This is a genomic window from Streptomyces griseochromogenes (genome assembly GCF_001542625.1).
Taxonomy (GTDB): domain Bacteria; phylum Actinomycetota; class Actinomycetes; order Streptomycetales; family Streptomycetaceae; genus Streptomyces; species Streptomyces griseochromogenes.
In genome coordinates this window covers 6,590,412-6,607,418 of record NZ_CP016279.1, presented here as the reverse complement: position 1 = coordinate 6,607,418, position 17,007 = coordinate 6,590,412, and the positions used below count along the sequence as shown (strand labels likewise).

The 17,007-nt window shown below is 71.7% G+C and carries 14 protein-coding genes; 6 read left to right on the top strand and 8 right to left on the bottom strand.

Annotation, left to right across the window (positions count from 1 at the left end):
* Window positions 1-152 precede the first annotated feature (152 nt).
* The 5 genes from AVL59_RS28395 to AVL59_RS28375 all read right to left on the bottom strand — a co-directional run bounded on the left by AVL59_RS28395 (window position 153) and on the right by AVL59_RS28375 (window position 4,202).
* A complete protein-coding gene (locus AVL59_RS28395; RefSeq protein ID WP_067309917.1) occupies window positions 153-749 on the bottom strand; it encodes a cupin domain-containing protein in 597 nt (198 codons plus the stop codon).
* A 43-nt stretch (window positions 750-792) separates the two neighbouring features.
* The gene (locus tag AVL59_RS28390; protein WP_159400103.1) at window positions 793-1,299 is read right to left on the bottom strand and encodes a hypothetical protein; all 507 of its coding nucleotides are present in this window, start codon (window positions 1,297-1,299) and stop codon (window positions 793-795) included.
* Between the two features lie 179 nt (window positions 1,300-1,478).
* Entirely contained in the window at window positions 1,479-2,441 is a 963-nt protein-coding gene (locus AVL59_RS28385; RefSeq protein WP_167549303.1) for an alpha/beta fold hydrolase, read from the bottom strand.
* 221 nt (window positions 2,442-2,662) lie between these two features.
* Window positions 2,663-3,727 carry a hypothetical protein gene (locus AVL59_RS28380; protein ID WP_067309909.1) on the bottom strand — a complete coding sequence of 355 codons (1,065 nt, stop codon included), beginning with the start codon at window positions 3,725-3,727 and terminating at the stop codon, window positions 2,663-2,665.
* Between the two features lie 28 nt (window positions 3,728-3,755).
* Entirely contained in the window at window positions 3,756-4,202 is a 447-nt protein-coding gene (locus AVL59_RS28375) for a hypothetical protein (RefSeq protein ID WP_159400102.1), read from the bottom strand.
* Window positions 4,203-4,492: 290 nt separating this feature from the next.
* Between AVL59_RS28375 and AVL59_RS28370 the strand changes: the two genes are divergently transcribed.
* The 4 genes from AVL59_RS28370 (at window position 4,493) to AVL59_RS28355 (ending at window position 11,366) form a co-directional block, all read left to right on the top strand.
* Complete coding sequence (locus tag AVL59_RS28370) at window positions 4,493-8,761, top strand: FtsK/SpoIIIE domain-containing protein (RefSeq protein ID WP_067309904.1); 4,269 nt, start codon at window positions 4,493-4,495, stop codon at window positions 8,759-8,761.
* Between the two features lie 105 nt (window positions 8,762-8,866).
* Complete coding sequence (locus AVL59_RS28365) at window positions 8,867-9,157, top strand: hypothetical protein (protein ID WP_067309901.1); 291 nt, start codon at window positions 8,867-8,869, stop codon at window positions 9,155-9,157.
* Between the two features lie 236 nt (window positions 9,158-9,393).
* Window positions 9,394-9,672, top strand: a complete 279-nt coding sequence (locus tag AVL59_RS51705; protein ID WP_067309898.1) for a hypothetical protein — start codon at window positions 9,394-9,396, stop codon at window positions 9,670-9,672.
* Between the two features lie 29 nt (window positions 9,673-9,701).
* Window positions 9,702-11,366 (top strand): serine/threonine-protein kinase, encoded by a 1,665-nt coding sequence (locus tag AVL59_RS28355; RefSeq protein WP_067309895.1) that lies wholly within the window; start codon window positions 9,702-9,704, stop codon window positions 11,364-11,366.
* 24 nt (window positions 11,367-11,390) lie between these two features.
* Here the strand turns inward: AVL59_RS28355 and AVL59_RS28350 are convergent, their stop codons facing one another.
* Window positions 11,391-12,497 carry an AraC family transcriptional regulator gene (locus AVL59_RS28350; protein WP_067309892.1) on the bottom strand — a complete coding sequence of 369 codons (1,107 nt, stop codon included), beginning with the start codon at window positions 12,495-12,497 and terminating at the stop codon, window positions 11,391-11,393.
* A 364-nt stretch (window positions 12,498-12,861) separates the two neighbouring features.
* On the opposite strand from AVL59_RS28350, the gene AVL59_RS28345 reads away from it, so the two are divergent.
* Window positions 12,862-13,785 carry a helix-turn-helix domain-containing protein gene (locus tag AVL59_RS28345; protein WP_067309890.1) on the top strand — a complete coding sequence of 308 codons (924 nt, stop codon included), beginning with the start codon at window positions 12,862-12,864 and terminating at the stop codon, window positions 13,783-13,785.
* Here AVL59_RS28345 and AVL59_RS28340 read toward each other — a convergent pair.
* Entirely contained in the window at window positions 13,769-14,269 is a 501-nt protein-coding gene (locus AVL59_RS28340; protein WP_079147030.1) for a peptidoglycan-binding domain-containing protein, read from the bottom strand. The two genes, AVL59_RS28345 and AVL59_RS28340, sit on opposite strands and share 17 nt — an antisense overlap.
* A 131-nt stretch (window positions 14,270-14,400) precedes the next feature.
* Here AVL59_RS28340 and AVL59_RS28335 point away from each other — a divergent pair, with 131 nt between their 5' ends.
* Window positions 14,401-15,348 (top strand): helix-turn-helix domain-containing protein, encoded by a 948-nt coding sequence (locus AVL59_RS28335; RefSeq protein ID WP_067309884.1) that lies wholly within the window; start codon window positions 14,401-14,403, stop codon window positions 15,346-15,348.
* Between the two features lie 53 nt (window positions 15,349-15,401).
* Here AVL59_RS28335 and AVL59_RS28330 read toward each other — a convergent pair whose 3' ends face one another.
* Window positions 15,402-16,679, bottom strand: a complete 1,278-nt coding sequence (locus AVL59_RS28330; protein ID WP_067309881.1) for a hypothetical protein — start codon at window positions 16,677-16,679, stop codon at window positions 15,402-15,404.
* Window positions 16,680-17,007: the final 328 nt, after the last annotated feature.

Below are 17,007 nucleotides of genomic sequence, written 5' to 3'. Positions count from 1 at the left end.
GTAAAAAGCACTGTAGAGCAAAATATCGCTCATGGCGAGGAGGGGAGACCCACCACCCCGACCGGGCTCCGCTCGGACGCGATCCGCCGCCACAGGCAGCGAAAAGCCCCACGGACGTGGATTCCGTGGGGCTTTGGAGCAGTGCGCAGGTGTCAGTAGAGACTGGAGAAGAGGACTCCCACCATCTGGGCCGGCTCGTCGGTGTCGTTGCGGAAGCTGTGCGGATAGCCCGCGGTCCACCGGATGCAGTCGCCGGCCGACAGCACGTGCTCCACCCCGTTGTAGCGGGCCACCAGAGTGCCCCGGGTCACCATGATGAGGTCGGACCCCTCGTGCTGGAGCTCCTCGGTGAGGCCGCTGTGGGGGGAGAAATCCCCTGTGACCACCTGGTATCCGAGCTCGGGGGAGCGCAGGACGCGGTAGACGACCCCCGGTGCGCGGTCCAGGACGTCCTGCTCGTCCCTGGGGAAGACGGACGGGGTGGCCCGGCCCCTTGAAAAACCGAGGAACGAGCCGACATCGTGACCGAACACCTTGGCCAGGCGCCCGAGCCGTTCCAGCGCGATGTCGGTCTCGCCCCGCTCCAGAGCGGCCAGGAAGGACACGGACAGCCCGCACTCCGCCGCCACTTGACGCAGTGACATGCCCTTTTGAGTACGGAGTCGGTGGAGCACCTCGCCGGGCGGCGGGAAACCGAGTTCCGGATCCCGCGGAGCGGCGGACGGCACAGGGGAGTCCGGGGCAGCCATGACCGCATCCTAGAGGGCGCCGCGCCCCGTCACCCAGCCGACGTCATCCGCTCACATCGAGGGTGTAGCCGTTGGTGACGAGGAACGTCACCAGGCCCGTCCCCGTACCGAAGGTGCCGGTCCCGGAATCGCGGGCCTGGCTGCTGGAGCCGCGTTCGGCGGCGTTGCCGGTCGCCGCGGTGGTGTCCCGGTCGAAGCGGCGGTCGACCGTGAACCGGAAGACCTCTCCCGTGTCCGTCAGCCTGAGGCTGTCGGTGGTCCTGGCCTCGTAGGAGAGCTCACCGCCGCTCCTCAGCGAGCCGGAGATCGTCAGTTCGGCCGCGAAGGACCGGTCAGGCGTCGCGCAACGGAAGTTGGTGCCGCTTCTGCCGTCGACGGCGCCGTTGAGGGGATGGACGTTGACGACGATCGCGCCGGCGCAGCTGATGACCGCCGCGGTGCGGGCGCGGGCGACGTCGGCGGCAACGGCCGGTGCCGGGCCGGCCGCCGCCAGGAGCAGGGCCGCCGCACCGGCGGCGACCCCACCACGAGTGGACACGGGGAACAACACGGTCCTCCTTCGGCCCACGAAGCACGCAGGCCCGCGAGACGCGGATGATGCGCGCACCGTAATCGTCGAAGTCCCGACGGTTCGAGGCTCCCCGCGGCCGTCTCACCCCGGTGGGCGACCGGATTCACCGGAGGGGCGATCACGCCGACGCCGATCCGGCAGGCCGGGTCCAAGGAATCTCAGGGACAGGCCCTCAGGAATTCGATGAGTGCCGCGCTCACCTCGGCCGGGCGTTCCTGCTGAGTCCAGTGTCCGCAGCCCGCCAGTTTGATGGGCTCGCGCCACAGACTGGGCATCAGGGCGGGGAGTTTCCCGATGAGTTCGGGTGTGCCGGGGAAGGCGGGGACGACGTCGCGGTCGCCGTAGATGTACAGGGCGGGCCGCGAGACGACCGTGCCGTGCCAGGGAGCGGTCAGTTCCCAGTTGCGGTCGAGGTTGCGATACCAGTTGAGAGCCCCGGTGAAGCCCTTGGAAAAACTCTCCGTGAGCGCGTCGAGGTCGTCCTCGGTGAACCACTCCGGCAGTACGTCGGGGTCCGGCATGTCCGCGAGCCAGCCGCGCTCGGGATCGACCAGCGGCTGGTTGCCCTTGCCGGCGTCCGGAGCGTCACCGGAGGCCCAGTAGAAGAACTTTCGCAAAGCGGTCCGCGTGTCCTTCGCGAACTCGGCGTCGGCCACACCCGGGCGGTTGAAGTAGTTCCAGTAGAAGCGGCCGCCGAACCGCTTGTCCATGGCGGCCAGCGGAGGCTCCGTTCCCCGGAAGGGGGGTGGCACGCTCAGTCCTGCCACCCCGAGCACCATGTCCGGTCGCAGCAGTGCCGTGTGCCAGGCGACCGGCGCGCCCCAGTCGTGCCCGACGACATACGCCTTCTCCTCGCCCAAGGCGTGGATCAGTCCGATGACATCGCCGACCAGATGGAAGATGGTGTAGGCGTTGACGTCGTCGGGACGGTCGCTGCGTCCGTATCCACGCTGGTCGGGGGCGACCACCCGGAAGCCCGCGTCGGCCAGCGGGCCGAACTGGTGCTGCCAGGAGTGCCACGACTCGGGGAAGCCGTGCAGCAGCACCACCAGGGGGCCCTCGCCCTGCTCGGCGATGTGCAGCCGGACGCCGTTCACGTCGATCATGCGATGCTCAACCATGTGCTTGAGCGTACGCGCCGTGATCTTCGTGCGGCGGGTGCCGGTCCGGTGCCTGGCGTGAATCCGCCCCGTCCGTCTTATGGTGACCCGCCGCGGACTCGGGCGTGATCCATCGGGCAGCGCTCGGTGTCCGCGGTTGCTCCGGCAACGAGCGGCCCGACCCGGTGACCTGCCACGATGGGCCTGGAAGAGGAGGGCGAGCACGCCCATGGCCGAGGCGATCAGCTGCCTGCGCCGGTCACGGCTGTGGACACCTCCGGCTCGGCCGTCAGGGAAAGGGCGTTCCGTAGCCTTGCCTCGAGCAGGCCGTGGATCTCTTGCAGTACGTGGCGCTGAGTCTTGATCAGGGGTTGCTCGTAGGCGTGCATCAGACTGTAGAGAGTCCCTGTGTAGTTCACCGTCCGTCGGCACTGCTCGTCGGCCACCGCCGTTCGGATCTGAGTCGTACCGGGGCGCGCGTCCGCGACGGCATCGCTCCACCGTGGATCTCCCTGAGCCTGCGCCGGGCTGTCGTAGCGCAGCCCTTTCCGGCTCATGCATCGGCGCCAGTCGGCAACGACCCGGTGGAACCGGCTGTCATGGGTGGCCTGGTCGTACACCTGGGACTTGAACATCCTGATCCCACGCTCCGGAACCACCGGCGGCGTTCCTGCCTTGAAATGAACCGTCGCCGCGCCCGCGTCGAGTCGCCGTTGCAGCGCGCCGAAGCACCCTCCGGTGGGTACCGGCCTGCCGTGCGAACTGCTGATCCGGCCCTCGAACACGGGGAGCATGGCGTTCTGCACGGTGATGTCCCACGAGCCGTTCTTGGACACCGCGATCAGGTCGGCCGCCACGCCCGGGGGCCCCTGGTACCCGTATCGCGATACCTGGAGCACATCGAGCTGACCCAGCAGCGGCATGTTCCGTGGGTAGGGCAGTGGTCGGGTGGCCGGCGTCCGCAAGGAGAATCCGAAGTTCTTCATGCACCGGCGGAGAAAGAGGTTTTCGGCGTTCTGGATCTCCACATGCTGCTGGAGGGACAGGTCATAGGAGTCCAGCAGCAACAGCAGATCGGCACCAGGACCCGGGGTGGACACGATGCGCGGCGCGGATTGTCGTCCGGCCGCGGTGCCATCAGCCGCCCTTGTCGTATCCGCCGTACAACCGGCCGCCGTCGTCACGGTGGCCACCACCGCGACGAGCGAGGCCGCGACCCTGCGCATCATGAACGTCCCCTCTGGTTCCGCACCGTACTTCGGCTCGACGCCCGCGGTTGTCGAGCCCGCCACGAGCTCCTGCGGCACCGGTAGTCCGGCGCCGCAGGAGCGCCGGTCATCCGCCCCAGTAGACGGCCTGTCCATAGATGTTGCCGGGGTAGCTTTCGAGCTCGACCTGGACCTTGTACGCCTGGTAGTCGGGAACGCCGGGGGTGTAGTAGCCGCCCTCGGTCTGGGGATAGCAGGTGTAAAGGGCGTTGTTGTCCCGGTAGCGCCAGTTCAGCGCGGGGCCGAGTCCGGCGTTCGCCTCGTATGCCCACGCATACCAGTGAGGCCCGTAGTAGCCCTGATTCACCTGCGCATAACCGGGCCCGTGATAGATCCGGGTGCCGGAGACCGCCTTGACGCCGTACGCGTACGCCGGGTCCTTCAGCCAGTTGCCGCACCAGGTGTCGCTGGCCGACGCGGTCGATGGTGTGACGCCCGCGACCACCGCGGCCAAGACCGCAACCCCCGCCAGCCGACCGGCCAGCCGTTTGCCGCTGCTGATGTTGTGTCGCATGATCGGTTCTCCCCGTCCTTTCTCGGCGTAGTGCCACATCCGCGGGGTCGGGTGCCGAGCACTGGTGCCGACCGCCGCTTGCTCGACATCGTCCAGCCCCTCGGCGGAGGCGTCATTGGCACGGGACGCAATGTCATTGACGTCGTGTGAGCGACCGGCCGCGGGCGGCGCGCGGTGTGGTGCCATTGCACGCTCGGTCAATCGGTGTGCACGCCGTGCCGATGACCTCTCCGGCGAGCCGCGGAAGAGTGGACGCCCCGTCATCCGGAGCGATCAGGAGGTGGCGCGCGGTGCGGATCGTCTGTGTCGAGGCTGGTCGCGAGTGGGACGTGGAGGTGCGCTTCGGCCGGCCGGACGCCGCACTCGCCGATCTGGCCGCGGCCGTGGGGATGCCAGGGCGGGTGCTTGCCGTCGACGGCCGGGTGTTGCCCCCCGAGACGGTCGTGAACGAGTCCGGCCTGGTGCACGGGTCGAAGGTGGCCGACGCCCGCGGGCGTGTGGCCGGTGGGCTCATGGCCGGCGCGCTACGGAAGCCGGCGGTCGTCCTGCGGCTGGTGGGAGGGCTGGAGGCGGGCCGCAGCGTGCCACTGGCGGTGGGCCGCACGGTCGTCGGGCGCGGAGCGGAAGCGGACGTCCGTGTCGTGGCCACGGGTGTGTCACGGCTCCATGCCGTCTTCGACGTCCTGCCCGGCGGCCGGGTCACCGTGACCGACCTCGGCTCGGCGAACGGCACGGATGTCAACGGCGTCAGGACCCATGAGACGGTCCCGGTCCAGGCCGGCGACCTGGTGTCGCTCGGCGGTGAACTGATGCTCCGCGCAGTGCCCGCCGACCGGTTCGGGCCGGTGCAGCGGATCAACGCGGTCCGTGAGGCCGGGCCCGGCGGGACGCTGCCCTTCAACCGCCCGCCGCGGGGCGGCCGTCCCGTCGACACGTCGCCGATCGCCGTCCCCGCACCGCCGACTCGTACGCACAAGGCTCCCTTCAGCGTCGCTGCGCTGCTCGGCCCGCTGGCCATGGCCGCAGCGACGGTTGTGCTGACCGGCGACCCGCGCTATGCGGCCATCGCGGCGCTCACCCCGATCATGTTCGTGGCCAACTTCGCCGAGGAACGCCTGCGCGGCAGATCCTCGTCGCGCCGGGGCAGTCGTGAATACCGCGCCCGGATCGCGGAGTTCGAGGCGGCGGTGGAGCGGCGGCGCACCGACGAGATCCGATTCCGTCGTGCCGCCCACTGCGACCCGGCTGAGGCGCTGTACCGGGCGACGGCTCCCGGGACCGCACTCTGGGAGCGGCGTCCGGCAGCGGAGGACTTCCTCCGACTCGTGGTCGGCACGGCCGACCTGCCCTGGGAACCGCCGCTGGAACGAGGCTCCGCCGAGCCGGCACCGGAACCGGCGGCCGTGCTCGCGCGCAAGTCCGTCCTGCCACAGGTGCCCGTCGTGGTGGGAGTCTCGGCGGGCGAGGCCGTGGGCTTCGAGGGCAACCGGAAGGCGTGCCTGGCCGTCGCCCGTTCCCTGCTGTGCCAGGCCGTGGTGGGCAGCGGGCCCGCGGACGTCACGGTGGCGGTGTTCACCGACGCCGAACGGCTGGCCGACTGGGACTGGACGAAGTGGCTGCCGCACGGGGCCGACGTACGATCCGGGACGACCCGCCTGGTGGCGGTCGGCTCCGAGCAGGCGGACACACTGGCTCAGCACCTGCTCGCCGCGGCGCCGCCCCGAGAAGCCGGTGGTGTCCCGCAGGACGGCGGTGCGCAGCGGTCCGCCGGTCCCGTGCTGCTCGTGGTGGTGGACGGCGCCACCTTGCTGGAGGGACGGCCCAACCGGCTTCGGGACCTGATCGCGAGCACCTCCCTGCGCTGCGGGGCGCTGGTGCTGACCACCCGCCTGCCGGCCCTGTGCACCTCCGTGGTCACCGCATCGCCGGAGGGCGTGGGAAAGGTCCGTGACGTGGCCTTGGGTGTCACCGTGCAGCAGGTGCTGCTGGACGGAATGCGCGCGGTCGAGGCGCGGGACACGGCCAGGGCGCTGGCCCGCTTCGAGGACCCGGAACTGCGGATCGAGGGCGCGGGCCTGCCCGACCGGATCTCACTGCTTCCCCTGCTGGACCTGGAGAGCGTGGACGGCGCCGCGGTGGCCGACCACTGGAGGAAACGGGTGCCCCGACTCAGGGTCCGGGCGGTGCTGGGGGTCACCGAACGAGACCTGTTCACCGTGGACCTCGACGACGACGGCCCGCATGCGCTCATCGCCGGAACCACCGGTTCGGGCAAGAGCGAGCTGCTCCGCACGCTCATCGCGAGCATGGCGGTCGACGCCGACCCGGAGCATCTCACCTTCGCACTCGTGGATTACAAAGGCGGCGGAGCGCTGGACGAGTGCGCCGCCCTGCCGCACACCGTCGGCCTGGTCACCGACCTCGACGAGCAGCTCAGCGAACGCGCGCTGCGCTGCCTGGAGGCCGAACTGCGCCACCGCGAAGCGCTGTTGCGCCGGACGGGCCTCAGCCACGTACGCGACTATCAGCGTCTGCGTGACACCGGGCGGACCGAACTGGAGCCGATGCCGCGACTGGCCGTGGTCATCGACGAGTTCGCCACGCTGGTGAAGGCGCTCCCGGACTTCGTGGACTCCCTCGTCGGCATCGCGCAGCGCGGCCGCAGCCTGGGCGTCCATCTGATCATGGCGACCCAGCGGCCCGCCGGCTCGGTCAACGACGCGATCAAGAACAACGTCAAGCTGCGCATCGCACTCCGGCTGGAATCGACCGGAGACTCACAGGACGTCATCGACGACCCGGCCGCCGCGGCGATCGGCAGCCGGCAGTGGGGCCGCGCCTTCTACCGGCTCAGCGCCCGTGAAGTCGTGCCCGTACAGACGGCCCTGTCCACCGGCGTCACCCCCGAAACGGCTGTGACGGCCCCGGTGACCGCGGCCCCCTTCCTGCTGAGCCTGCCCGCCGCCGAACCGGGCACAGCGGGAACCGACGGCAAGACCGACCTGCAGCGCCTGGTCGCCGCCGCCGGGCAGGCGTCGGGGCTCGCCGGCTTCGCCGAGCCACGCCGACCCTGGCCCGACCCCCTGCCCACGGTCGTACACGCCGCCGATCTGCCGCCCGTGGCGGAACGCGGTCTGCAGACGGAGGCCGTGGGCCTGCCCGCGTACGCCCTCGCCGACGACCCCGATCGGCAGCGGCAGTACCCGGTCGGCTGGGATCCCACGGCGGGCAACGTCCTGATCTACGGCAGCGGCGGATCGGGGACGTCCACCGCCCTGGCAGCCCTGGCTTTGGCCTCCGCCGGAGCCCACCCGCCCGAGCGGTGCCACATCTTCGCCCTCGACATGGGCGCGGGCGGCCTCGCGCCGCTGACCGGCCTGCCGCACACGGGTGCCCACATCGGGCCGGCCGAACGCGAGCGGCAGATCCGCCTCATCCGGCTGCTGCGCCGGGAACTCGACGAGCGCAAGGCACGCGGCGTCGCGGGGACCGGCCACGGGGCACCGGCCCCCGACTGGCTGGTCCTCCTGGACAACCTCGGGGCGCTGCTGTCGGACTTCGACAAGGACGTCGCCGGGATGAACCTCATCGACGAACTCGCCCGGGTCTACGCGGACGGGCCGGCCGTCGGCATCCGCTTCGCCGTCACCGCGGACCGGTCCGGCGCGGTGCCGTCCGCGTGGGCGGCACTGACCCAGCAGAAGCTGCTGATGCGCCTTGCCGACCCGGGCGAGTACAGCTACTTCGACGTACCACGCGGTGCGGTTCCCGCCTATGTGCCCGGGCGCGCACTGGTGGCCGCGACCCGCCAGGTGATCCAGATCGGCCTGCCCGCCGAGGACCTCGCCACCGCGGTGGCCGCCTGCGCCGCCCGCCGGCCCGGCGCCGTCACCTCCGCGCCCCAAGTCGGCCTGCTGCCCGCCGAGATCACGCTCGGCGCCCTCACGGCACCGGCCGTGGTGACCGCCGAGCCCTGGCACATCGCCGTCGGTCTGGACGGGGACACCCTCGGCGCCACGGGCCTGCGGCTGTACGAGCAGGAGCACGCGCTGATCGCCGGACCGCAGCGGTCCGGCCGCTCCACCGCCCTGTGTACCGTCGCCCGCCAGGTGATCGCCGCGGCGGACCCGCCGGCCGTCGTGGTGTTCGCACCCCGCCGCTCGCCGCTGCGCGAACTTGCCGGGGCGGCCGCGCTCGTCACCGAGTACGGCGACCTCGAAGCGGCCCTCGCGCCCCACCCGGGCCCCACCCTCCTCCTCGTCGACGACGCGGACACGGTGGAGGACGACCTCGGCGTCCTGGACCGCTGGCTGTCCGCGTCCCCGCCCGGACGCCACCTCGTCGCCGCCGCCCGCGCCGACGCCCTGCGCCGCACCTACGGCCACTGGACCCAGGGCGCCCGCGACAGCCGCTGCGGCATCCTGCTCGCCCCCGACCACGACCTCGACGGCGACCTGCTCGGCACCACTTTGCCCCGCCACGACCGCCTGGCACCCCTCCCGGGCCGCGGCTATCTGGTCATCGACGGCGTCGCGGGCGGAGTGCAGGTGGCACGGTGACGGAACCGGCCTTGCGCGGAATGCCAAGCCTTGTGCGCCAGAGGTCAATGACACCGGGGGACACGAATCGGAGAATTCTCATGTGATTCGTGGGGAGTTCGACTGATGTCACGTGAGTACGATTTTGCGGCCGCGGATCGGATCAGTAGGGAACTGTCTCGACTCATCGCGAAGCTCGACTGGTTCATCTGGCTGCGCACAACCCGGCGCAAGGCTCTTCTCGGAACCCCGCACAGCGACAACTGGCAAGGAGCGAAGCGGAGAGAATTCGAGAAGGAGTACGCACGTCAACAGGCGGCCTTCGCCCATCTCAGAGAGACGGCCAGCACATTGCAGGCGAGCATCTCGAGCGCGACAGAAGCCGCCCACGCGGCTCAGAAGAAGCACGAGGGATAGGTGTCAGGACGCATGGGGAAGAGCTCGGGAACGTGGAGCCCATCCGCGATCCGATTTCTCCCGGAAACACAAAGGCCTACGTACCGGGGATGGGTTGGATTCGGCTCAGCCGTCGCTCGGACGGGCCGGGCAAGGTGCACATCGACGGCCTGATCGCCGATCAGGTGGGGGAGCGAGGATATCTGGGGCCAGGCCAAGACCGGCACCAACTCGGAAATCATTGCGAAGGAGACACCATGGGAACCGTCAAGAAGACGGATTTCGCGCACGATCAGGCAACCAAGATGCTCGGCATCATCACCAGTGAGCTTCCCGCCGTCATCGGGAAACTGAACAGCCACGGTCAGCAGTTGAGCGACCCGAACCACTGGGACGGTCCGCTGGCCCGGCAGTTCAGGGGCGAGGTGTGGCCGCAGGCACGGCAGGACCTGGACAGGATGAGGGGGGCGTTGGAGCAGCTGCAGAAGCAGGTACAGACGATCCTCACCAGGATCTCGCACGCCGGCGGCGAGTAGAGGCCACGGAGAGGACCCGAGGACCCCGCATGCCCGAGACGAACCCCGCCGCCGACGCCGGTCAGCCGGCCGCGGCCGAACTCTCCGCGGAAGACCTGGCGCTGTTCGACGCCGAGCCGCCGCGTCGGTCCGACCCGTCGGACATCGGCCCCTACCGGGTGCTCGCCCGGCTGGGCGGCGGGGGGATGGGCCGGCTGTACCTCGGGCGGGAGTCCGACACCGAAGGGACCTACGGAGCCGGGGCGCTCGTCGCGGTCAAGGTGATCCGCTCGGAGTACGCGGAGGACGAGCGGTTCCGCCGCCGCTTCGAGCGCGAGGTCGAGGCGGTACGCCGGGTGCACGGGACGTACACCGCCGAACTGCTCGACTCCGGCTTCGACCGCGACGAGCTCCTGTGGATGGCGACCGCCTATGTGCCCGGGCTCAGCCTGGCCGACGCCATCGTGCGGTGCGGGCCCCTGCCCGTGCCGGTCGTCCGGCGCCTTGTGCACGAGATCGGACAGGCGCTCACCGCGATCGCCGCCGTGGGCATCGTCCACCGGGACCTCAAGCCGTCCAACGTCCTGCTGGGGCCGGACGGTGCGCGCATCATCGACTTCGGGGTCGCCCACACCGCGGACGCCAGTTCCCTCACCATGACCGGCCAGCACCTGGGGACACCGGCCTTCATGTCTCCGGAGCAGGCGGACGGCCACGAGGTGGGCACGGCCTCGGACGTCTTCTCGCTCGGCTCGGTCCTCGCCATGGCGGTCACGGGCTCGGCTCCCTTCGGCGAGGGAACCACGGGTGACGTCATCCACCGGATCATCTACTCGCCGCCGAGCGAGCAGGTGCTCGCCGAGGTCGCCCGGCGCGATCCCGACCTCGCCGAACTGATCGGCCGGTGCCTGGACAAGGACCCGCGTCGGCGCCCGAGCCCGCAGGACGTCGTCGAGGCCACGCGTGGGCACGCCGCCGACGGGCAATGGCCGGGGGCGGTCGCCGAGGCCGTCGCGGCGCGGGCGGGCTGGCACGGGACAGCGGTGGCGGTGCGGCCCATGGACCAGCTGACCGTCCTGCGCCGCACCAAGCCCGAGGACCCGGGGGAGGAGAGGGCCGCCCGGCGCCGGTGGCCCCTGGCCGTGGGCGCGGCGGCAGTGGCCGCGATCGCGGCGGCGGCAGTCGCCGTGGCGGCTTCCGGAGGAGACTCCGCACGCCAGGAGACCTCGGCCTCGCACGCCGGATCACACACCTCCGCCTCCGCCACGAGGTCCCCGCACGCCACGCCCGCCTCTCCGCGGAAGGGGCCCCGGCACACGGCGGCGCCCTCCGTCACCGTCACGGTTCCACCGCCGGACGGGAACCCGCCCGCCGGCGGCGCCACGGACCCCGCCCAGCCGCGGCAGCCGAACGATCCCCCGCCGGCCACGTCCGGCGGGACCACGAAACCCGCCCCGCACCCCGCTCCCGCCAAGCCCTGGAAGTCCTGCACCTACTACTCCGGTACCCGGCTCACACAGTCCGGCGACCAAGGGGCGCCCGTGAAAGAGGTGCAGTGCATCCTCAAGGCCCGCGGCTACAACATCGGCCCCAGCGGCGTGGACGGCATCTTCGGCTACGACACGCTGGCCGAGGTCAAGAGGTTCCAGAGCGATCACCACCTCCGGGTCGACGGTCAGGTCGGCATTCGGACCTGGGCGGCGTTGCGGTCGTGACCGACCTGCCGGCGGACCCCGGACTCACCGCCGCGGCCGCTGTCCGCGGTACGTGCCCGGCGTGACCCCGTAGGCCGACTTGAACGTCCGGTTGAACACCGCGGGGTCACGGAAGCCCCATCGCCTCGCGATCTCGCACACGCTGCGCTGCGACTGGGCCGGATCGGCCAGGTCCGCCCTGCAGTGCTCCAAGCGGCGTCCGCGCAGGAACGAGCCGACGGTGAGCCCGTCCCGCTGGAAGAGATGGTGCAGGTAGCGCAGCGAGATGTGGTTGGCGGTGGCGATGGCGGTCGGCGACATGTCGGCGTCGTGCAGGTGGTGTTCGATGTACGCCTTGATGTCGCGCAACAGCAAGTCGGTTCCCGTCCGGGCGGGTTCCGGCGCGGCGGGCACCGGTTCGGCCGGATGCGGGACGCTCTCGCCGTGACGGTTCGCGGTCTCGCTGTCCAGGAAGGCCGTCGCCAGGTTGACCGCGGCGCTGCCCAGCCACGCGGTGTGCCGGGTCTCGGCGGACGGCGCTTGTGCGGCGAGCCCGTGCACGAAGGACGCGAGGAGGGCCGCCGGTCCCGACCCGGTCGGTGTGGGGCGCCCGGACACGTCGTGCAGCGCCTCGCCGGGCAGCGGTAGGGCGGCCTCGGGCATGTGCAGGACCACGGCCCGGCCCCGGCGCCCGGGTGTGACGGCGGAGAGCCGGAAGCACTCGGAAGGCTCCCACAGCAGCACGCTGCCGGACTCCACCCGGACGAGCCGCTGATCGCGCCCAAGGACCAGTGGCCCGCGGGTCGCGAAGACCAGGTGCCAGGTGCGCGGCAGGCCCTCGTCGTACCGGCCCTCCAGCTCCACGCCGGCGGGCGGCGCCGGCGGGCTGAGCAGCGACAGCCGCACCGGCCCCAGGTCGACGTGCCGATGGTCCGTCCCTCCGGCCACCCCCGTGCGGGCCCGGAGCGGAGCATCGCCGCTCGGGGCGGCGTCCGCTGCTGCCGGGTGGTCGGCGGCAGCACGGGACCGCCGCACCGCGCGCATACCGGGCCTTGTGACGGCGGGCTGCCGACGGCGCCTGCCGATGGCGGCCGCCGTGGCGTTCGCGATCTCGCGTTCGTCGGAGCCGGATGAGCTGCCGTCAGCCGTCATGTTCTGAATCCCCCTGTGCAACTTGGCGTACTTGCCCGAAGTCCCGTGCGCACCCCGGGCGCCGAGACCGGCGGACGGGCAGAACCCGCCGTATGGGCCAGGGGCTTTCAGGTGCGAGGTGTTCCGTTCCGCCGCCCCGGCTTCCTGCCCCCCCCGAAGGCCCGCACGGCAGCCTGGTGCCAGGCCGTTCCACCGGTGCTGGGACCGAGTCTGGATCGGCCCGCACCGCACCGGCCAGCGCTGCCCGGCAGAAGCCTCAAAAGCGGGACGACCATGCCTCTGACCTGCGAAGACATTTGGCTTCCGGGTGGCGGAGCGGGACGGCCGTGAGATAGTGGGACGCGCGGGGAAGGGGGATGCCGTCGTGGGCCGCTGGCAGCCGCTGCGAGATGACCTGCCCGCCGAGGTGGTCCGGCTGGTGCGAGAACTGCGCCAGTACGTGGACCGGTGCGAGATGAACACCGCGACCGTCGCCGCGAAGACCGGCTACAGCGGCAGTTCCTGGCTGCGCTATCTCAACGGCCGCAGGCTGCCTCCCTGGTCGGCGGTGGCGGGGCTGGGACAGCTGGCGCAGGCTGATGCCGAGTACCTGCGCGTGTTGTGGGAGTCGGCGGCCCACGCCTGGTCGGGGGAGGGCCCGGCGGGTGAGAGCGGCCCACCGCCCGCCCCGCGTCGTCGGGCGGGACGCCCGCGGGACCCGGACCCGGACACTCCGGTCACCGGCGCGTCACCGGTGGTGGACCGGCCGCACCGGCGGAGCGCCCGGCTGCCCCGTGCGGGCGTACTGGCCGCTGTCGTCGTGGCCTGCTCGCTGCTGGGGGCCGTGCTGTTCGCCCGGCCCTGGGATACGGAGACCGATGCCGACCGCCCGCCGGCCGGCGCTCCCCCAGGGGCACCGGCCTGGCCCTGGCCGCTGCACAACGGGACGGACCGGGCGGCCGCCGCGTGCCGGGGGGCCGGCTGCCGGGGCCTGGACCCTTACCGTGAGAGGTGCGATCGCGACGGCGTCGTCGTCCACCGGCTGCGCGCGTACGGCCACGTCCTGACGCTTCAGTACAGCCCGGCCTGCCTGGCGAGCTGGGCGGAGGTCGACATTCCGGCGGCGACGGGGCGGTTGAGGATCGCCACGACCGGCGGTGACCAGGAAGTGGCAGGCAAGGGCGGTGCGTACACGGCGATGGTGGGAAGCGGGCCGGACGCCGCGCGTGCCACGGTCGTCGTGGACGGCCACCAGCTCGGCGTCGGACGCTACGACAGCTGGATCGACGCCGTCACCGGCAGCGCGTGAGTGTCACGGCGTCCGTCCGCAGCCGGCGGAACCGTCCGGTGTCCCAGACCTCGTACACGTCGTCCCCGTCCAGGCGCAGCGGAAGACCGAAGCGTTCGCCCTGGTAGACGATCCACTGGCCCGAGAAGGCGATACGCTGCGCCGCCGCGCCCCAGGTGACGGACCCGACGATCCCGTCCGCGGACAGATGGTGGTTGCTCTGCCAGACCCGGGTGGCGTCGGCGGTCGCCTCGTCGTAGGTGCAGGTGATTCCCGAGCGCGTGGAGTATCCGTCGGCCCACAGCACGCTCTGCCACAGTCCGACCAGATCGCTGCGCCGGGTGTGGCCGACGATCAGCTGTTCCGTCGCGGGCAGCCCGCCCGCGACGATCACGCCGTCACGTCGGTCGCCGGACCGGTGCTCCCTCGGGCCCGCGGCCCCCGCGCACACCATTCCCAGAACCAGTACGCACAGCGCGGCGCGCGCCGCATTCCCTCGGCCCATGACACCGTCATAACGTCAAGTTGGTTGCCCTGATGGCCACTTGGGCCGAAACCACGGCTTTCGGTCCTGTGTGATGGATACGGTGAGGAAGCATATGACGAACAGAACGTACTGGGTTCCGGAGGACGTTCTTGACTGACTGGAAGCCGTTACCCGACGATCTCGCCTCGGACGTCCGCCATCTCGTGGCCGAACTGCGGGCGTTGAAGGACCGAGCCGGGCTGAGCCTTGCCGCACTCGCCGGGCGCACCCCGCACAGCAGGTCTTCCTGGGAGCGCTATCTCAACGGCAAGGCGCTGCCGCCCCAGCACGCGGTGACGTCTCTCGGCAAGCTGGCCGACGCCGATCCCGCTCGGCTCGTGGCGCTGTGGGAACTGGCGAACACCGCTTGGCACGACGGCGAAGCGCACGCCGTCCGCGAGGTCCGGGACCGGCAGCCCCAGGCACCCGCCCCCGTGCCGGAACCCGCCCCGGCCGCACAAGCGACGGAGCCGCCCGCACGCCGCCGCCTCCGCGGGCGGCCGCTGGTCTGGGCCCTGGTCGCTCTGGCCGTCGTCGTCGCGACGAGTGCCGCCCTGTTCATCACGTCGAGCCGGCATTCCACCGCGCGCGCCGACCGGGGCGGCACCTCCGGGACGGTCGCGACGACCAGGCAACTCGACGTCAACTGCTTCGCGGACAGCTGCGTCGGCAAGGACCCCAAACAGGCCGGCTGCGGGGGCGACGCGTGGACCGCGGCTCTGTACAAGGTCGCCGGGGTGTATGTGGAACTGCGCTACAGCGACGCCTGCAAGGCCGCCTGGTCCCGCATCAGCTGGGGACATCCCGGCGACATCGCCCGGGTCGTCGGCGAGGGGGGCCGTACGTACCAGAACAAGGTCCACTACGAAACCGACACGTTCAGCGCGATGGTCGCCGCCCCCAGCCCCTCAACGGCGAAGGCCTGTGTTCTGCTCACCTCCGGGGTGCACGCCTGCACTTCCCAGGGCGGTACCCAGCACCTCACCGAGCCCCCGAACCCGCCCAGGACGCACCCGTCCGCCACCACACCCTCGGCGACCGACTCCCGGACGAGGTGACGGACAAGCCGCCTGCCGCTGCCCCGCCCGGACGATGATGGCTCGCGGACCGCTCAGGGACGTTCTCCGTCGTGGACGCCCCCGCACTCCAGGGACCGGATGATCCGGTAGTCCGCCTCGACGGCCTCCGGCCGGTCGCTGCTGAGGACGACCTCGGTGCACCGGGCCGTATCGATGACCGGGCCGTGCCCCAGGAGGTCCGCGCTGACCGCGACCACCGTCGGCAGCCGGCGCAGGATGCGCCCGAGGCGTGGGCCGACGGCGGTGCCCCGGCGCCGGGGCAGGTGCACCCGGACGACCCGGTGACCCGCCCGGCCGGGAACGAGCGGCACGGGCGAAGGCGGTATCCAGGTGTCCAGTGCGTCCGTCACGCGGTCGTAGCCGGTCGCCGTGCGCAGCGCCTCGTCCGCGGGCGAGATCCCGGGCACCGCCAGTGCCGAGACGAGGAGCGGGCCCCGGTCCTCGTCGTACGCGACGCGCGCGGTGACCGGACCGCACATCACACCCAGGGCGTCGAGCACGCGCGGCATGTACGCCGACAGGACCGGTGCCGGCGGTTCGTCAGGGTGCAACAGATCGGTGCGGTCCAGCGATCCGTCGAGGGCACGGGTCTCGGCCCACATGTCGGTGACGACATGGTCCGTCCGCCCGTCCGCACCGGGACGGCTGACACTGTTGACGAGGAACTGCCGGGCGGACAGCCGCTCGGTGAGGACCAGGAGCGGGTCGTCGGAGTAGCGGGCTGCCGCTCGTTTCATGGCGGGCCAGGCGGTGTTGATCTGTCCCGCTCCCGCGCAGACCACCGGCTCGACCGGTACCCCGGCCGCAGCCGGAGCCAGCGTGTAGCCGGGAAGAGGGCAGGCCTCGGCCCAGGCCAGGACCTCGGCCAGATGCGCGCTGCGGATGCCGCGCGGTGCCTGTATGCCGGCGCTCGCCAGGACGGCCGCCTGTACGCCGCGGTCGAAGCGCAACCGTGAGGTCTCGGGGTCGCCCTGGGGCAGGCCCAGGTGCCAGGCGATCCGCTCGGCCAACTCGACACCCGCCGCGCTCCCGGCGACGACGGCCGACACCCCCAGCCCCCGCAGCTTCTTGACGGTCTGCCGCAGGGACCCGCAATGCTCCACCGATTCGGAGAAGGCGACCGCCCCGCCCGCCGGTGCGAGCGCCGACGGCCGGTGCCGGTCGTCCAGCTCTACGGCCACGGTTCTGCGGCCCTGCCGGGCGAAGGCCACCGCGTGGTCAGAACCGCCGTAGGGAGCGACGATCGCCACGGTGCCGTCGGCAGCTTCGTACCGGGGCGCGACGACGGGTGCGGCGGAGGTGAAGGCCATGGGAACGGGCTCCAGGACGGAAGAGGTGTCAGGGCGACAGGCGGCCGTGGCAACGCGCGGCCGCGGGGCGTCGACGGCTAGGAGGACCAGATGCGCGCATGTCCGGGCCAGTTGGCTTCGGACGTGGTCGGGCCGGACGGTGTTGAAGTGACGGGCGAGGTCGCGGGAGGCGTGACCGCGTCCGTGCGGCGTGTCCCCGGTGACGGCGCCGCGTCAAGGCCGGAGGGCCGCCGGCGTCGGGACACCACCGGGTCGCAGAGCCGACGGCATGGCTGCTCGGACGTTGCGACGGAAGCCTTGAGAGGTACGGCAGGAGATGTCGCTGTGG

What these genes read in the sequence shown, in the direction of transcription:
- AVL59_RS28395 (WP_067309917.1), bottom strand. Translation starts at nt 749, where the DNA reads ATGGCTGCCCCGGACTCCCCTGTGCCGTCCGCCGCTCCGCGGGATCCG.
- AVL59_RS28385 (WP_167549303.1), bottom strand. Translation starts at nt 2,441, where the DNA reads ATGGTTGAGCATCGCATGATCGACGTGAACGGCGTCCGGCTGCACATC.
- AVL59_RS28375 (WP_159400102.1), bottom strand. Translation starts at nt 4,202, where the DNA reads ATGCGACACAACATCAGCAGCGGCAAACGGCTGGCCGGTCGGCTGGCG.
- AVL59_RS28365 (WP_067309901.1), top strand. Translation starts at nt 8,867, where the DNA reads ATGTCACGTGAGTACGATTTTGCGGCCGCGGATCGGATCAGTAGGGAA.
- AVL59_RS51705 (WP_067309898.1), top strand. Translation starts at nt 9,394, where the DNA reads ATGGGAACCGTCAAGAAGACGGATTTCGCGCACGATCAGGCAACCAAG.
- AVL59_RS28355 (WP_067309895.1), top strand. Translation starts at nt 9,702, where the DNA reads ATGCCCGAGACGAACCCCGCCGCCGACGCCGGTCAGCCGGCCGCGGCC.
- AVL59_RS28350 (WP_067309892.1), bottom strand. Translation starts at nt 12,497, where the DNA reads ATGACGGCTGACGGCAGCTCATCCGGCTCCGACGAACGCGAGATCGCG.
- AVL59_RS28340 (WP_079147030.1), bottom strand. Translation starts at nt 14,269, where the DNA reads ATGGGCCGAGGGAATGCGGCGCGCGCCGCGCTGTGCGTACTGGTTCTG.
- AVL59_RS28330 (WP_067309881.1), bottom strand. Translation starts at nt 16,679, where the DNA reads ATGGCCTTCACCTCCGCCGCACCCGTCGTCGCGCCCCGGTACGAAGCT.